The sequence below is a fragment of the Mumia sp. zg.B53 genome (genome assembly GCF_019550935.1).
In the GTDB taxonomy this organism is placed as follows: Bacteria; Actinomycetota; Actinomycetes; order Propionibacteriales; family Nocardioidaceae; genus Mumia.
The window spans coordinates 267630-284494 of sequence record NZ_JAHWCK010000006.1; the positions used below are offsets into that span (position 1 = coordinate 267630).

The following is a 16865-nucleotide window of genomic DNA, read 5'->3' on the forward strand; positions in this document are numbered from 1 at the left end:
AGGAGATCGGCATGGAGGAGCAGGACACCAGCCGGCTCGAGGCGGCCGAGCGGGCCGAGCTCGAAGCGCGGCTCGTCGGCCCGGACGTCGTCTCCGACGAGCAGGCGTACGAGGCGGCTCTGCGCCCTCGGTCGCTCGACGAGCTGATCGGGCAGGAGCGTGTCCGCGAGCAGCTCGCGCTGATGCTGACCGCGGCGCGGGCGCGCGGTCGTACGCCCGACCACGTCCTGCTCTCGGGTCCTCCCGGGCTCGGCAAGACCACCCTGGCGATGATCATCGCCGCCGAGCTGGGCACGGCGCTGCGGCTCACGAGCGGGCCCGCGATCCAGCACGCCGGAGACCTCGCCGCGATCCTGTCGGGGATCAACGAGGGCGACGTGCTGTTCGTCGACGAGATCCACCGGATGTCGCGTCCCGCCGAGGAGCTCCTCTACATGGCGATGGAGGACTTCCGGGTCGACGTCGTGATCGGCAAGGGTCCAGGAGCGACGGCCATCCCGCTGCAGATCCCGCAGTTCACGCTCGTCGGCGCCACGACGCGGGCCGGTCTGCTGCCGGGACCGCTGCGCGACCGGTTCGGGTTCACCGCGCAGCTGGAGTACTACGAGGCCACCGAGCTCCACCGGATCGTCGACCGTTCCGCAGCGTTGCTCGGCGTCCAGACAACACCCAAGGGCGGTTTCGAGATCGCGTCGCGGTCGCGCGGCACGCCACGGATCGCCAACCGGCTCCTTCGCCGGGTCCGCGACTACGCCGAGGTCCGGGGGAGCGGGGTCGTCGACCTCGACATCGCCCACCGCGCGCTGGACCTCTACGAGGTGGACCAGATCGGCCTGGACCGTCTCGACCGTGCGGTGCTGGACGCGCTGTGCCGCAGCTTCGGGGGCGGGCCGGTCGGTGTCTCGACCCTCGCCGTCGCGGTCGCCGAGGAGCGGGAGACCGTCGAGGAGGTCGCCGAGCCCTTCCTCGTACGCCAGGGGTTCCTGGCCCGCACGCCCCGGGGACGCGTCGCGACGGCGGCCGCGTGGAGGCATCTCGGGCTGACTCCACCGACGACGACCGCCGATCCCACGTTGCCGTTGGACTGACGGGCTCCGGCTAGACTCGTCCCGCACCACGAAGCCCCCTGACACCGACCTGGCTGGAGCCACCCGTGAACGACCTCGCAGCACTGCTGCCGATCATCCTGCTCGTCGCCATCTTCTATCTCTTCATCATCCGCCCGCAGGGCAAGCGTCGCCGCGAGTTCCTGAGCATGCAGGATCGCGTGGTCGTCGGCTCTCGCGTCATGCTCACCAGCGGCGTCTTCGGGACGGTGAAGGCTCTTGAGGACGAGACGATGACGCTCGAGATCGCCCCCGGTGTCGACATCGAGGTCCACCGCAACGTCGTCGCCAAGATCATCGACGGCACCGACGCCGGCACCGCGACCCACGAGGTCGTCGAGACCCGTCCGATCGAGGATGAGGACGGCAAGGTCTGATGCCGCTCGGGCTCGACGAGATGCTCGACTCGCTGGTCCGCGACATCCTCGACTGGCCGGAGACGGGGATCACGTTTCGTGACGTCACGCCGTTGCTGGCCGACGCCGAGGGCTTCCGGACCACCGTCGACTCCCTGGCATCGCTGGGGAGAGACCTCGCCGGGACCGACATCGACAAGGTCGTCGGGATCGAGGCGCGCGGCTTCATCTTCGGGGCGCCGGTCGCGGTGGCCCTCGGCGCCGGGTTCGTCCCGGCACGCAAGGCCGGCAAGCTGCCGTCGACGACGTACGCCGAGGACTACGACCTCGAGTACGGGTCGGCGACGGTCGAGATCCACACCGACGCCATCGCCCCCGGAGATCGCGTGCTCGTCGTCGACGACGTGCTCGCGACCGGGGGCACCATGGCCGCGGTCGACGCGGTGATCGCGCAGGCCGGGGCCAAGGCCGCCGCCAACGTCGTCGTCCTGGAGCTCAGCGCGCTCGGCGGACGGGCGCGGCTCGACCCGGAGCGGTTCGGTGCCCTGCGGACGTACTGACCCGGCACTGCCGAGCCGCCGGTTAGGATTGTCAGCGTGAGCCCTGAGAGCACCAAGCTGGTCGCCATCGTTGTCGTGATCGCCCTCGTCCTCGCGGGCGGCGCCACCGCGTTCGGTGTCCTCTTCGGCTGATCCCCAGCTCGCGTCACCGCCTTCCATGTCGTTGGTCCCGGCACCCTAAGATGGCGGGCCTACGATGGAAGGGGAGGTGCACGTGGCCGATCGCGCTCGTACCGAGTCTGAGCCCCGCAAGGAGTCCGTCCCGACTCCCGCGCGGGTTCGCTCCCGTCTGGCCCGGCTCGGTGGTGGACGGTCGTCCTCGGACAACCCGGTCGTTCTCGACCCGTTGCTGCGCATCGTCCGCACCAACCACCCGAAGGCCGACACCGCGGCGATCGTCCGTGCCTACCGGATCGCGGCCAAGATGCACCGCGGTCAGAAGCGCAAGAGCGGTGACCCTTACATCACGCACCCGCTAGCGGTCTCCACGATCCTCGCCGAGCTGGGCATGACCCCGCCGACGATCGTCGCCGCGCTCCTCCACGACACCGTCGAGGACACGCCCTACACGCTCGACCAGCTCACCAAGGACTTCGGTGAGGAGGTCGGACAGCTCGTCGACGGTGTGACCAAGCTCGACAAGGTCCGCTACGGCGAGAACGCCGAGGCCGAGACGATCCGCAAGATGATCGTCGCGATGAGCCGTGACATCAGAGTGCTCATCATCAAGCTGGCCGACCGCCTCCACAACATGCGTACGCTGCGCTACCTGCGGCAGGACAAGCAGGAGCGCAAGGCCCGCGAGACGATCGAGATCTATGCGCCGCTCGCGCACCGTCTCGGCATGAACACCATCAAGTGGGAGCTCGAGGACCTGTCGTTCGCGACCCTCCACCCGAAGGTGTACGACGAGATCGTCCGCCTCGTCGCCGACCGCGCGCCGTCGCGCGAGGACTTCATGTCGACGGTCATCAGCCAGGTCAACGAGGACCTCAAGCGGTCCAAGATCAAGGCGACGGTGACGGGGCGACCCAAGCACTACTACTCGATCTACCAGAAGATGATCGTGCGCGGCCGCGACTTCGCCGACATCTACGACCTGGTCGGCATCCGCGTGCTCGTCGACTCGCTGACCGACTGCTACGCGGTGCTCGGCGTCGTCCACTCGCGCTGGAACCCTGTGCCTGGCCGGTTCAAGGACTACATCGCGATGCCGAAGTTCAACATGTATCAGTCGCTGCACACGACCGTCATCGGTCCGCAGGGCAACGCGGTCGAGCTCCAGATCCGGACCAGGCAGATGCACCGGCGCGCCGAGTACGGCGTCGCGGCCCACTGGAAGTACAAGGAGGACGGCGCGGTCAAGGGTGCCGCCGGCGCGCCCGCGGGCAAGGCCGACGGGACCGACGACCTCGGGTGGATCCGCCAGCTCCTCGAGTGGCAGCAGGAGAACGAGGAGTCGCAGGACTTCCTCGAGAGCCTTCGCTTCGACCTGTCCGACCAGGTCTACGTCTATACGCCTGCCGGTGACGTGATCGGGCTGCCCGCCGGCGCCACACCGATCGACTTCGCCTACTCGGTCCACACCGAGGTCGGGCACGCCACCATCGGTGCGCGTGTCAACGGGCGCCTGGTGTCGCTCGAGTCCAAGCTCGAGAACGGCGACGTCGTCGAGGTCTTCACGTCCAAGGCACCCGGCGCCGGACCCAGCCGAGACTGGCTGGACTTCGTCAAGAGCCCGCGGGCGCGCAACAAGATCAAGCAGTGGTTCACCAAGGAACGGCGCGACGAGGCGGTCGAACGCGGCAAGGACGCCCTGACGCGGCAGATGCGCAAGGAGGGCCTGCCGCTGCAGCGTCTCCTGAAGCACGAGACGTTGGCGACGGTGGCCAAGGATCTGCACCTGTCGGACGTGACCTCGCTCTACGCGGCGCTGGGCGAGGGACGCGTGAGCCCGCAGAACGTCGTCGAGCGGGTGCTCGCGTTCCTCGGCGGCGAGGAGGGTGCGACCGAGGATCTCGCCGAGGCGGTGCTGGTCCCCGACGAGTCCACGCGCCGTCGCCGTGTGCGCCGTGGCGACCCGGGTGTCCTGGTCAAGGGCATGGACGGCTCGGTGGCGATCAAGCTGGCGCGCTGCTGCACCCCGGTGCCGGGCGACGACATCATCGGCTTCGTGACCCGCACCCAGGGGGTCTCGGTCCACCGGCGGTCGTGCACCAACGCCACGAGCCTGCTCAAGGAGCAGGAGCGGCTCGTCGACGTCGAGTGGGCGCCCAGCGCGTCGAGCATGTTCCTGGTCGCGATCCAGGTGGAGGCGCTCGACCGGGCGCGGCTGCTGTCGGACCTGACGCGTGTGCTCTCCGACCAGCACGTCAACATCCTGTCGGCGTCGCTGTCGACCGGGCGCGATCGCGTGGCGAAGTCGACCTTCACCTTCGAGATGGGGGACCCGGCGCACCTCGGTCACGTCCTCAAGGCCGTACGCACGGTCGAGGGCGTCTTCGACGTCTACCGCGTCAACCAGTAGCCTCGCGGGTCACCGTCTGGCGCTCGCGGGTCACCGTCTGGCGCTCGCGGGTCACCGTCTGGCGCTCGCGGGTCACCGTCGGCGACCCGCGAGCACGGACGGGTCAGGTGAGCTCGGCCGCGGACTTGCGTGCCTGGTCCAGCCACGCCTGCCGGGCCTCGAGCGCATCCTGCAGCTCGCGGATCTTGCGGTCGTTGCCCGATGTCTTGGCCGACTCCAGCTGGGCCTCGATGTCAGCCACGGACTTCTCGAGCTTGCTCACCGTGTCGTCGACACGGGCACGCGTCTCCGGGTTGCTCCGGCGCCACTCCTCGTCGGCGGCGGAGGCGATCGCCTTCTCGACCGCGCGCAGACGGCCTTCGAGCTCCTTCATCTGCCCACGCGGCACCTTGCCGGCGGCCTCCCAGCGGTCGGCGATGCCGCGCCATGCGGCACGAGCAGCGTCCAGGTCCTCGATGGGCAGGAGCGCCTCGGCCTCGGCGAGGATCTCCAGCTTGACCTCGGCGTTGGCGGCGTACTCCTCGTCGAGGCGCGAGTTGGCCTCGTCGCGCGCGCCGAAGAACGTGTCCTGAGCGCCGCGGAACCTCTTCCACAAGCGGTCGTCGATCCCGCGCGGCGCCGGGCCGGCGGCCTTCCACTGCGCCATGAGGTCACGGAACTTGCCGGCGGTCGGTCCCCAGTCGGTGGAGTCGGCGAGCGCCTCGGCCTCCAGGGTGAGGCGCTCCTTGATCTGCTGGGCCTGACCACGCCGCTCGTTCTGTTCCGCGAAGTGCGCCTTGCGGCGGCGGGTGTAGGCCGTACGGGCGGTGGAGAACCGGTGCCACAGCTCGTCGTCGACGGCCTTGTCGAGCCGGGGGAGCGACTTCCACTGCTCGAGCATCTCGCGCAGACGGTCGGCGCCCCGTCGCCAGTCGTCGCTGACGGCGATCTCCTCGGCGGTGCGCGCGATCTCCTCCTTCTGGACCTGCGCTTCGGCGGCTCGCTCCGCGCGGGCGGCCTTTCGGCGCTCACGCTGGGCCTCGATCAGCGGGCCGAGCGCGTCGAGCCGGTCCTTCAGGGCGTCGAGGTCTCCGACGGCGGCCGCGTTGTCGACGGCCGTACGGACCTGGTCGACGGCACGCTTGGCGTCCTCCGGCGACAGGCTGTCGGAGGCGATCCGCTTCTCGAGGAGCTCCACCTCGACCGCGAGCCCTTCGTAGCGGCGGGTGAAGAGGGCCATGGCCTCGGCCGGGTCGCCGTCCGGCCACTGCCCGACGACGCGCTCGCCGTCCCGGGTCCGGACGTACACCGTCCCCTGGTCGTCGATGCGGCCCCAGGCCTCAGAAGGGTTCGAGAGGTTCTCGCTCACGTATCCACCTTGTCCGTTGTGTCGGGCACAGTCTAGAAGGATGACGGGCCGATGGTGCTCCTGTCCGTCCGTTTGGCGAGCGCGGCGCTCGTCGCGACGAAGCGAGTCGCCGCCGCCACGGGCGCTCGCGTACGCTGTTCCGTGTGCTGATCGCCGCTTTTCCCGCCGGCCCGCTGGCGGCCAACTGCTACTTCGTGGGTCGCGGACCCGGTACGGAGTGCGTGATCGTCGACCCCGGGATGGAGTCCCTCACGGGCATCCGTACGGTCGTCTCCGAGCAGAACCTCACGCCCGTCGCCGTCCTCGTCACGCACGGCCACTTCGACCACATGTGGCAGGTCGCCGATGTCGCGGAGGAATACGGCGTGCCGGTCTACGTCCACCCGGCCGACCGGCACCTCCTGGCCGACCCGATGGCCGCGATCTCGGGGGAGTCCGCGGCGATGCTCCGTACGCAGTTCGGCCTGGACGACGCTCCGGAGTTCCGTGAGCCCGCCGACGTGCGTGACGCGACCGACGGCGCGGTGATCGAGGCCGCAGGCCTGAGCTTCACCGTCGACCACCTCCCCGGTCACACTCCGGGCACGGTCGTCTACCGGGTCGACCACACCGGCGACGAGCCCGTCTCCCAGGTCGCGTTCACCGGCGACTTCCTCTTCGCCGGCTCGATCGGACGCACGGACCTCGTCGGCGGCGACATGGACGAGATGGTGGCCAGCCTGCGGCGCTTCATGGAGCTGCCCGACGACGTGGCGGTCCTGCCCGGGCACGGCACCCAGAGCTCGGTGGGCCGCGAGCGCGCGACCAACCCGTTCGTGCAGCAGTACGTCGGCTCGCCGTCTGCGTCCGGACGAGAGGACGCCTGACGATGGCACGCCCCACACCCCTGTCGGGGTTCCCCGAGCTGCTGCCTGCCGACCGCTTCGCCGAGCAGCACGTCCTCGACCACCTGCGTCGTACGTTCGAGCTCCACGGCTTCGCGCCCGTGGAGACTCGCGCCGTCGAGCCGATGGACCAGCTGCTCCGCAAGGGTGAGATCGACAAGGAGGTCTACGTCCTGCGGCGCCTCCAGGCGGCCGAGGGGGAGGGCGACGCCGGGATCGGCCTGCACTTCGACCTCACCGTGCCGTTCGCGCGGTACGTCCTCGAGCACGCCGGAAAGTTGGAGTTCCCGTTCCGGCGCTACCAGATCCAGAAGGTCTGGCGAGGCGAGCGGCCCCAGGAAGGGCGGTTCCGGGAGTTCACCCAGGCCGACATCGACGTGGTGGCCAAGGACGAGCTCCCGTTCCACTTCGACGTCGAGATCGCGACCGTGATGGCCGAGGCGCTGTCTGGTCTGCCGGTCCCGCCGCTGCGGATCCAGGTCAACAACCGCAAGCTCCTCGAGGGCTTCTACCGCGGGCTCGGCGCGGCCGACCCTGCTGCCGTCATGCGGGTCATGGACAAGATCGACAAGCTCCCGGCGGACGGCGTGCGTGACCTCCTCGCCAAGGAGGACCTCGACGAGGAGCAGGCCGGCAAGTGCCTGGCGCTCGCCGGCATCCGGACCTCCGACGCGTCGTTCGTGGACCAGGTCCGCGCGCTCGGGATCGACGACCCGCTGCTCGACGAGGGCCTGCAGGAGCTCGCCCAGCTGGTCGAGGCACTCGCAGCCGTCGAGCTCGACGGTGTCACGGTGACTGCCGACCTCCGCATCGCGCGCGGCCTCGACTACTACACGGGCTCGGTGTTCGAGACGGTGCTCGAAGGCTTCGAGAGCCTCGGGTCGATCTGTTCCGGCGGACGCTACGAGAAGCTGGCCGACGACGGCCGCAACGTCTATCCGGGCGTCGGCATCTCGCTGGGCGTGACCCGCCTGCTCGTCCCGCTGATCTCCCGAGGGCACCTGACGACGTCGCGTGCCGTCCCCTCCGCTGTCCTCGTCGCGCTCGTCGACGAGGAGTCACGTCCGCTGAGCAACGCGATCGCGCAGCGCCTGCGGGCACGCGGTGTCCCGACGGAGGTCGCCGCCGCTCCGCAGAAGTTCGGCAAGCAGATCCGGTACGCCGAGCGTCGGGGCATCCCGTACGTCTGGTTCCCGGCGACCGGCGACGGTGCCGACCAGGTCAAGGACATCCGCAGCGGAGACCAGGCCGACGCCGATCCGGACGTCTGGACCCCACCCGCCGACGACCTGCGGCCCGCCGTCGTCACCCCGAACGCCCCGACCCCCACGAACGACACCCGAGGAGCAACATCGTGATCCGCACCCACGAGGCAGGCAGCCTCCGCGCCACCGACGCAGGGACCCGCGTCACGCTGGCCGGCTGGGTGGCCCGCCGCCGTGACCACGGAGGCGTGGCGTTCATCGATCTGCGCGACGCCTCGGGTGTGGCGCAGGTCGTGATCAGGGACGAGGAGGTGGCCCGGCCCCTGCGCAGCGAGTTCTGCCTCAAGGTCGTGGGCACCGTTGAGCGCCGGCCCGAGGGCAACGACAACCCGAACCTCCCGACAGGTCAGATCGAGGTCATCGCGGACTCCGTGGAGATCCTCAGCGAGTCGGCGCCGCTGCCGTTCCCGGTCGAGGAGTTCCACGCCAGCCCCGTCGGCGAGGAGGTGCGCCTCAAGTACCGCTACCTCGACCTGCGCCGTGCCGAGATGGCCAAGAACCTGCGCACCCGCGCCGCCGTCACCCGGATCATCCGCGAGGTGATGGCCGAGCAGGGCTTCCTCGAGTTCGAGACGCCCAACCTCACGGCGTCGACGCCGGAGGGCGCTCGCGACTTCCTGGTGCCGGCCCGGACGCGTCCGGGCACCTGGTACGCCCTGCCGCAGTCGCCGCAGCTGTTCAAGCAGCTGCTGATGGTCGCCGGCATGGAGCGGTACTACCAGATCGCACGGTGCTTCCGCGACGAGGACAGCCGCGCCGACCGGCAGCCCGAGTTCACCCAGCTCGACGTCGAGATGAGCTTCCTCGAGGAGGAGGACGTCTACGCGCTCACCGAGGAGATCCTCGTGCGCATCTGGCGCGAGATCCTCGGCTACGAGATCCCGCTGCCGATCCCGCGGATGTCCTTCCGCGAGGCGGTGGCACGGTTCGGCATCGACCGCCCCGACATGCGGTTCGGGTGCGAGCTGGTCGACTTCACCGACTACTTCAAGGACACACCGTTCCGCGTCTTCGCTCCGAAGGGCCGTCACTGGCACGTCGGCGCGGTCGTGATGCCCGGCGGCGCCGACCAGCCCCGACGCACGCTCGACGCCTGGCAGGAGTTCGCGAAGGCGCGCGGCGCGAAGGGGCTTGCGTACGTGCTCGTCCAGGAGGACGGGACCCTCGGCGGTCCGGTCGCCAAGAACCTCTCGGAGTCCGAGCGCGAGGGTCTGGTCGCGCACGCCGGAGCCAAGCCGGGTGACTGCATCTTCTTCGCCGCCGACCAGTACAACGCCGCCAAGGCGCTGCTGGCGGCGGTGCGCGTGGAGATCGGTGAGCGTTGCGGCCTCATCGACCACGAGCGGTGGGAGTTCCTCTGGGTCAACCAGGCCCCGATGTTCGAGTACGTGGGGGAGGACGGCCACGACGCGTGGACGTCGATCCACCACCCGTTCACCGCCCCGGCGCCGGAGTTCGCCGACACCTTCGACACCGATCCGGACTCGGCGCTGAGCCAGGCGTACGACATCACGCTCAACGGCAGCGAGCTCGGTGGCGGGTCGATCCGTATCCACCGCTCGGAGATGCAGAAGCGTGTCTTCGACGTGCTCGGACTGACCGAGGAGCAGGCGCAGGGCCAGTTCGGCTTCCTCCTCGAGGCCTTCCAGTACGGCCCGCCGCCGCACGGCGGCATCGCCCTCGGGATCGACCGCGTGGTCGCGCTGCTGACCGGCGCGGAGACCATCCGCGACGTGATCGCCTTCCCGAAGACGGCCTCCGGCGGCGATCCGCTGACCGGCGCGCCCGCGCCGATCACGGCTCAGCAGCGCAAGGAGGCCGGCATCGACGCGCCACCGCCGGGTAGCGACGGTTGACGAAACCGTGACCGCGGTGTGGTCGCCGCGTGTCGGTGGGCTCCCCTAGGGTCGTGGGAGCGTGTCCCGCCCACGGGGCCCGGGACGGAGGAGTGCTCGTGAGACGCGGGCTGAGGCAGGTTCTCGCGGTGCTCTGCGTCGGCGTGCTGCTCGGCGCCTGCACCTCGCCTGACCGGCCGGCGGGTCCCGCGGCGACCACGGAGACGCCGGACCAGGTGGCAGCGGGCCGTGCGGGCAGCGCCACGGCCCCGGACGCCGCCGCGCCCGCCGCCGAGGTCCCGGGGGCGACGCGCGGCGGACTGCTGACGGTCCTCAGCTCCACGGTGCCCGAGTCGCTCGATCCAGCGCGATCGTCGTTCGTCGACACCCGGGGCATCCTGTCGGGGCTGCTGACCCGCTCGCTGACGCAGCTCCGCCGCAACCCCGTCACGGGCCGGATGGAGCTCGTCCCCGATCTCGCGACCGACCTCGGCGTGGCCAATGACGACCGCACCGCCTGGACGTTCACGCTGCGGTCGGGCGTCCGCTTCGAGAACGGCACCGCCGTGACCGCGCAGGACATCGCCTACGGCCTCCAGCGTGCCTTCGCCGCCGACGTGCTGCCCGGCGCCCCGTCGTACCTCCGTGCGTTCTTCCGTGACGGGGACCGCTATCAAGGGCCGTACGCGTCCGCGGCCGAGCTGCGTCGCCGTCCCGGGTACGCCCGTGGGTGGTACGCCGGCGCAGCCTTCCGCGGCGTCGAGGTGCGCGGACGGACGATCACCTTCCGCCTCCGGCGGCCGGTCGCCGAGATGCCCTACGTCGTCGCCCTGCCACAGTTCTCGCCGGTGCCCCGCGCCGCCGACGCCCGCCCGGCGGCGTACGGCGACCGGCTGGTCTCCACCGGCCCCTACCGGGTGGCGAGCCTGCGTCGCGGCACCACCCTCGTCCTCGTCCGCAACGCGCAGTGGGACCCGGCGACCGATCCGGGACGCCACCAGTACGCCGACGGCTGGACGTTCCTCTGGGGACAGGCCCCCGACCGCATCGACGAGCTGCTGCTCGAGAACGACGGTGACGCCCAGCGCGCGTTGAGCTACGACTCCCTCGGCCCCGAGGGCCTGGTCGCGATGCGCGAACGCGCCCCCTCGCGGGTCGCTGTGGCGGCGTCGCCCTGCACCTACCTGTGGCACGTCGACACCCGCCGGATCCCCGACCTGCGCGTGCGACGTGCACTCGGCTGGGCCTACCCGTACGAGGCGGCGTGGCGGGCCGGCCGAGAGACCGTCGGGGCGACCCGGCTCCCGGGCACGACGATCCTCCCGCCGGGGACCACAGGACACCGCTCGTACGACCCGCTGGGCAACGGCGGGCGTCGTACGGACGTCGCCGAGGCACGGCGTCTCCTGACGCGTGCCGATGCCCTCGGGTCGCGGGTCCGGTGGTACTACGCCAGTGACGTCCCGGAGAAGGTCGCCGTCAAGGACGTCGTGGTCACGTCGCTGCGCCGTGCAGGCTTCGATCCACGACCGATCGCGACCACCGCCGATCGTCTCCGCACCGTTCAGCTCGACCCCGACGGCCCGCACGACGTGGTCGATGCGGCTCGGTGCTCCGACTGGCCGACGGGTTCGTCGTGGTTCCCTGCGCAGTGGGAGACCGCCCCGGTTGATGGCCCTGGTCGGCCCAATCCGTCGATGCTGACTGAGCCAGGCGTCCAGCGCGAGATCGACCGGATCCTCGGCACCCTCACCGCCGCGGCCGCGGCCAGGGCGTGGGGTGCGCTCGACGAGCGGATCGGCACGCGCTACTACCCGGCGGTGGTGCTCGGCCACCGCGGAGTGGCTCTCGCGCGGGGGAGCAGGGTCGGGGGCATGTCGGTCAACGAGATGCTCGGCATGCCGATCTTCGCGGACCTGTACGTGGACCAGGGCAACTGAGTCGTACGTCGACCAGGGCACCTGAGGCGCCGCGTACGCTGGTGCGATGGACTCCGACGCCCTGTTCGACGTCCCCGACGTCGCTCCGCCTGCGTCGGGTGGCGGCAGCCTGAGCGATGCGCAGCACCGCGCCGCGCCGCTCGCGGTGCGGATGCGCCCGCGCACCCTCGACGAGCTGGTCGGCCAGGAGTCGCTGCTCGGCCCTGGGTCGCCGCTTCGGCGCATGATCCACGGCGACCAGTCGATGTCGCTGATCCTGTGGGGACCTCCGGGCACCGGCAAGACGACGCTCGCCTCGCTGGTGAGTCATCAGACCAACCGGCGCTTCGTCGAGGTGTCAGCGGTCTCCGCCGGGGTCAAGGAGGTCCGTGAGACGCTCGCGTCGGCGCGGCGACAGCTCTCCCAGGGCGGTCGGGAGACGGTCCTGTTCGTCGACGAGGTCCACCGCTTCTCCAAGGCGCAGCAGGACGCCCTGCTGCCCGGGGTCGAGAACCGCTGGGTGTCGCTGATCGCCGCGACCACGGAGAACCCGCACTTCTCCGTGATCTCGCCGCTGCTGTCGCGGTCGCTGCTCCTGACGCTCGAGCCGCTCACCGACGACGACGTCGCGACCCTCGTCGAGCGGGCGGTGCTCGACGAGCGAGGGCTCGGCGGCACGGTCAGCCTCGACGACGAGGCGCGTGACCACATCGTCCGGCTGGCAGGCGGCGACGCGCGCCGTGCCCTCACCTATCTCGAGGCGGCGGCCGGTGCCGCGGCGTCTCAGGAGCGGGAGCACATCACCGTCGAGGACGCCGCGAGCGCGGTCGACCGGGCGGCCGTGCGCTACGACCGCCAGGGCGACCAGCACTACGACGTGACGAGCGCGCTCATCAAGTCGATCCGTGGGTCCGACGTCGACGCGTCGCTGCACTACCTGGCGCGGATGGTCGAGGCGGGGGAGGACCCGAAGTTCCTCGCTCGCCGGCTGATGATCCTCGCGAGCGAGGACATCGGCCTCGCCGACCCGGTCGCCCTCCAGACCGCGGTCGCGGGAGCGCAGGCCGTCGCGATGATCGGCTTCCCCGAGGCCGCCCTGACGTTGTCGCAGGTCGTGATCACGCTCGCGCTCGCCCCCAAGTCCAACGCCGCCTACAAGGCGATCGCGGCCGCGACCGCCGACGTACGCGCGGGCAAGGCTGGTGCGGTCCCCCCGGCGCTGCGCGACGCCCACTACGCCGGCGCCAAGAAGCTGGGGCACGGCCACGACTACAAGTACGCGCACGACGACCCGCGCGGCGTGTCGGCCCAGCAGTACGCCCCGGACGAGATCGACGGGCAGGACTACTACCGCCCGACCGGGCGCGGGCAGGAGGCGGCGTACGCCGAGCGCGTGGCCCGGCTGCGAGAGATCCTGCGCGACCCCCGTGCCCGCGGTGGCGGCTGAGAGCGCCGTCGATCGGTAAGGGCTCGGCGTCGATCGGTAGGGTCGGCTCATGCCGAACGAGTCCTGGGTCACCGTGCTCGCGTGCGGCGTCGCGATCCTCGCTCTCGCTGCCGCGCTGATGGCCTTTCGCGCGCTGCGGCGGCTACGACGAGAGGTACGGGGCCTCCAGGAGCGCGCCGGTGACCTGCCGCACGACGTCGATCGGCGTCTGCCGGCAGAGACGCCGCACGCGACGACGACGCAGCACGGGACGGGGGAGGTCGTCTACGCCCCGGTTCCGCTCGAACGCACCGACGGACGTGCGCGTCAGGTCCTCCCGCACGAGCACGCCGTGGTCACCCAGGACGGGACTGTCATCGTCCTTCCTTCGGGAGAGCAGGTGGTGGCGGCTACCATGGGACGTCCGTTGGTCCGCGGCGCCGTGCTCAGCCACGGACTGATGTACGCGTTGCGGCCCGAGAGCAGGGACCGGATCCGAGGGATCGTCCGTCGCGAGTTCCGCCGTCGCCGCAAGCTCAGGCGGCGTGCCGCACGGATGGCGGCACGGTCGGTCCCGGTCTCCCACGACGACACGAGCACGACGTCGTGGATCGGTGGCTCACCCCCGACGACCGAGCAGGAGGGCACACGATGAAGGGCCGCGTGCTGTGGTTCGTCGCGGGCACGACCGCGGGCGTGTACGGGAGCGTCAAGGCTCGACGCCTGGCCTACCGGCTCACCCCCGCAGGCGTCACCGACCAGATCGCCGCCTGGCAGCTCGGCGCCCAGGCGTTCGCCGACGAGCTCCGCACCGGCATGGCCCACCGCGAGGCCGAGATCGCCGCCCAGCTCGGGCTTCCGGCCCTGTCCCCGGCCGCTGACGACCGGCGTAGCCTCGGTGCCGCCCCGCCTGCGGCCCCGCACGCTCCACTTCCGCTCTCCCCGTACGACGAGTAAGGACAGCCACCCTCCATGGAAACAGCCGAGATCCGCCGCCGGTTCCTCGAACACTTCGAGAAGTCCGGGCACACGGTGGTGCCGTCGGCGTCCCTGATCCTGGACGACCCCAACCTGCTGTTCGTCAACGCGGGCATGGTGCCGTTCAAGCCGTACTTCCTCGGTCAGGAGACCCCGCCGTTCGCCCGCGCCACGAGCGTCCAGAAGTGCGTCCGCACTCAGGACATCGAGGAGGTGGGCAAGACCACCCGGCACGGCACGTTCTTCCAGATGAACGGCAACTTCTCGTTCGGCGACTACTTCAAGGAAGGCGCCATCGAGCTGGCCTGGACCCTGGTCACCGGGTCGGTCGCCGAGGGCGGGCTGGGGTTCGACCCTGACAAGATCTGGGTGACGGTCCTGCCGAGCGACACCGAGGCGCGCGACGCGTGGCGGCGGGTCGCCGGGCTGCCGGACGAGCGCATCCAGGACCGCGGGCTGGAGGACAACTACTGGCACATGGGCGTCCCCGGACCGGGCGGTCCGTGCTCGGAGATCTACATCGACCGTGGGCCCGAGTACGGTCCGGACGGTGGCCCGGTCGTCGACGAGGACCGCTTCCTCGAGATCTGGAACCTCGTGTTCATGCAGGAGGAGCTCAGCCAGGTCCGGAGCAAGGCCGACTTCGACGTGGTCGGGCCGTTGCCCCGCAAGAACATCGACACCGGCATGGGTCTCGAGCGGGTGGCGTACCTGCTGCAGGGCAAGCAGAACATGTACGAGATCGATCAGGTCTTCCCGGTGATCGAGCGGGCCTCGGCCCTCTCCGGTCGTCGCTACGGCGCTGACGCTGGTGACGACGTCCGCTTCCGCGTGATCGCCGACCACGTCCGCAGCGGGCTCATGCTCATCGGCGACGGCGTCACGCCGGGCAACGAAGGGCGCGGCTACGTGCTGCGCCGTCTGCTCCGTCGCGCGGTGCGCTCGATGCGGCTCCTCGGCTACGACGACCCGGCGCTGCCCGAGCTGCTGCCGGTCAGCCGCGACCAGATGTCTCGGGCGTACCCGGAGATCGCCTCCGACTTCGCGCGCATCTCGCAGATCGCGTACGCGGAGGAGGACGCGTTCCGCCAGACCCTGGCCAAGGGCACGCAGATCTTCGACCTCGCGGCGGACACCGTCAAGCAGGAGGGTGCCTCCACCCTCGGCGGCGACAAGGCGTTCCAGCTGCACGACACGTACGGCTTCCCGATCGATCTCACGCTCGAGATGGCCGCCGAGCAAGGGCTGGCGGTCGACGAGGCCGGCTTCCGGGCCCTGATGTCCGAGCAGCGAGCACGTGCGAAGGCGGACGCGAAGTCCAAGAAGGGCCAGCACGCCGACACCACGATCTACCGTGACGCCCTCAGTGCGTCCGGTCCGACGGAGTGGCTGGCGTACGAGACGCTGAGCACCGAGTCGTCGGTGCGCTCGCTGATCCAGGAGGCCGGACGCACGCAGGCCGTGGGGGAGTCCCAGGTCGCCGAGGTCGTGCTCGACCGGACCCCCTTCTATGCCGAGTCCGGCGGGCAGAGCGCGGATGCGGGCGTGCTCGTGTGGGACGGCGGTCGAGCGGAGGTCCTCGACGTTCAGCGCCCGGTGCGCGGTCTGGTCGTCCACCAGGTGCGGGTCCTCGAGGGAGAGCTGACCGAGGGCACGTCGTTGCAGGCCGACGTGGACCCGCAGTGGCGTGTCGGTGCGTGCCAGGCACACTCGGGCACCCATGTGGTCCACGCCGCTCTGCGCGAGGTGCTCGGCCCCACCGCGCTCCAGAGCGGCTCGTACAACCGGCCGGGCTACCTCCGGCTCGACTTCGGCTGGTCCAGCGCGCTGTCGCCGGAGCAGCTGCACGACGTCGAGCAGGCCGCCAACGTCGCGCTCCGCGAGGACCTGCCCGTGAGCGCCGCGACCATGTCGCTCGCGCGGGCGAAGGAGATCGGCGCGCTGGCGCTGTTCGGCGAGACCTACGGCGAGGACGTGCGGGTCGTCGAGATCGGCGGGCCGTGGTCGCGCGAGCTGTGCGGTGGCACCCACGTCTCACGGTCGTCGCAGATCGGGACGATCGTGCTCACGTCGGACTCGTCGGTCGGCGCGGGCAACCGACGCGTCGAGGCTGTCGTCGGGCTCGAGGGCTTCTCGTACCTGGCCCGTGAGCGCGATCTCGTCGCCCAGGTCAGCGACCTGCTCAAGGTGCAGCGCGCGGACGTGCCGGGACGGGTCGCCGACCTCGTCGGGCGGCTCCGCGCGGTCGAGAAGGAGGTCGAGAAGCTCCGCTCGGCGCAGCTTCTGTCGTCGGTCTCCGACCTCGCCGCGGGCGCGGCGGACGTCGATGGCGTCGCGTACGTCGGCCACGTCGCCGACGGGCTCGCCGCCAAGGACGCACGGACACTCGCGCTCGACGTTCGTGGGCGTCTCGACCCCGCGCGGCCGTCGGTGGTCACGGTGATCGGCACGGCGGACGGCAAGGCGGCCTGCGTCGTCGCGGTCAACGACGCCGGGCGCGCTGCGGGTCTCGCTGCCGGCACCCTCATCAAGCCGGCGATGGACGCGCTCGGCGGACGTGGCGGCGGCAAGGCCGACGTGGCGCAAGGTGGCGGCACCGAGGTCGGTGCGGCACCGGCTGCGCTCGAGGCGGTTCGCCGCGCGATCCAGGACGCGGTCTGA

At 70.9% G+C, this 16865-nt stretch carries 13 protein-coding genes; 12 read left to right on the top strand and 1 reads right to left on the bottom strand.

Annotated elements, in window-relative coordinates:
• Window positions 1-11: 11 nt before the first annotated feature.
• The 4 genes from ruvB (at window position 12) to KV102_RS18410 (ending at window position 4549) form a co-directional block, all read left to right on the top strand.
• Window positions 12-1088: a Holliday junction branch migration DNA helicase RuvB gene (gene ruvB, locus KV102_RS18395; protein ID WP_220344752.1), complete on the top strand. Its 1077-nt coding sequence runs from the start codon at window positions 12-14 to the stop codon at window positions 1086-1088.
• A 65-nt stretch (window positions 1089-1153) separates the two neighbouring features.
• Window positions 1154-1483 (top strand): preprotein translocase subunit YajC, encoded by a 330-nt coding sequence (yajC, locus tag KV102_RS18400; protein ID WP_220347142.1) that lies wholly within the window; start codon window positions 1154-1156, stop codon window positions 1481-1483.
• On the top strand, window positions 1483-2022 hold the full coding sequence (locus tag KV102_RS18405; RefSeq protein WP_220347143.1) for an adenine phosphoribosyltransferase: 540 nt from the start codon (window positions 1483-1485) through the stop codon (window positions 2020-2022). Before yajC ends, KV102_RS18405 begins: the two co-directional genes overlap by 1 nt.
• A 196-nt stretch (window positions 2023-2218) precedes the next feature.
• Window positions 2219-4549, top strand: coding sequence for a bifunctional (p)ppGpp synthetase/guanosine-3',5'-bis(diphosphate) 3'-pyrophosphohydrolase (locus KV102_RS18410; RefSeq protein WP_220344602.1), 2331 nt, complete (start codon window positions 2219-2221; stop codon window positions 4547-4549).
• Between the two features lie 103 nt (window positions 4550-4652).
• Here the strand turns inward: KV102_RS18410 and KV102_RS18415 are convergent, their stop codons facing one another.
• Window positions 4653-5897, bottom strand: a complete 1245-nt coding sequence (locus KV102_RS18415; protein ID WP_220344604.1) for a DUF349 domain-containing protein — start codon at window positions 5895-5897, stop codon at window positions 4653-4655.
• A 143-nt stretch (window positions 5898-6040) separates the two neighbouring features.
• On the opposite strand from KV102_RS18415, the gene KV102_RS18420 reads away from it, so the two are divergent.
• From KV102_RS18420 to alaS, 8 genes are all read left to right on the top strand, one after another.
• Window positions 6041-6763, top strand: a complete 723-nt coding sequence (locus tag KV102_RS18420) for an MBL fold metallo-hydrolase (RefSeq protein WP_220344606.1) — start codon at window positions 6041-6043, stop codon at window positions 6761-6763.
• Between the two features lie 2 nt (window positions 6764-6765).
• Window positions 6766-8139, top strand: a complete 1374-nt coding sequence (gene hisS, locus KV102_RS18425; protein WP_220347144.1) for a histidine--tRNA ligase — start codon at window positions 6766-6768, stop codon at window positions 8137-8139.
• Entirely contained in the window at window positions 8136-9902 is a 1767-nt protein-coding gene (aspS, locus tag KV102_RS18430; protein ID WP_220347145.1) for an aspartate--tRNA ligase, read from the top strand. The genes hisS and aspS overlap by 4 nt, the downstream gene beginning before the upstream one ends.
• A 98-nt stretch (window positions 9903-10000) precedes the next feature.
• A complete protein-coding gene (locus KV102_RS18435; protein WP_220347146.1) occupies window positions 10001-11821 on the top strand; it encodes an ABC transporter substrate-binding protein in 1821 nt (606 codons plus the stop codon).
• 46 nt (window positions 11822-11867) lie between these two features.
• The gene (locus KV102_RS18440) at window positions 11868-13247 is read left to right on the top strand and encodes a replication-associated recombination protein A (protein WP_220344613.1); all 1380 of its coding nucleotides are present in this window, start codon (window positions 11868-11870) and stop codon (window positions 13245-13247) included.
• A gap of 49 nt (window positions 13248-13296) precedes the next feature.
• Entirely contained in the window at window positions 13297-13881 is a 585-nt protein-coding gene (locus KV102_RS18445) for a hypothetical protein (RefSeq protein ID WP_220347147.1), read from the top strand.
• Entirely contained in the window at window positions 13878-14183 is a 306-nt protein-coding gene (locus KV102_RS18450; protein ID WP_220347148.1) for a DUF6167 family protein, read from the top strand. Before KV102_RS18445 ends, KV102_RS18450 begins: the two co-directional genes overlap by 4 nt.
• A 15-nt stretch (window positions 14184-14198) precedes the next feature.
• Window positions 14199-16865, top strand: a complete 2667-nt coding sequence (alaS, locus tag KV102_RS18455; protein WP_220347149.1) for an alanine--tRNA ligase — start codon at window positions 14199-14201, stop codon at window positions 16863-16865.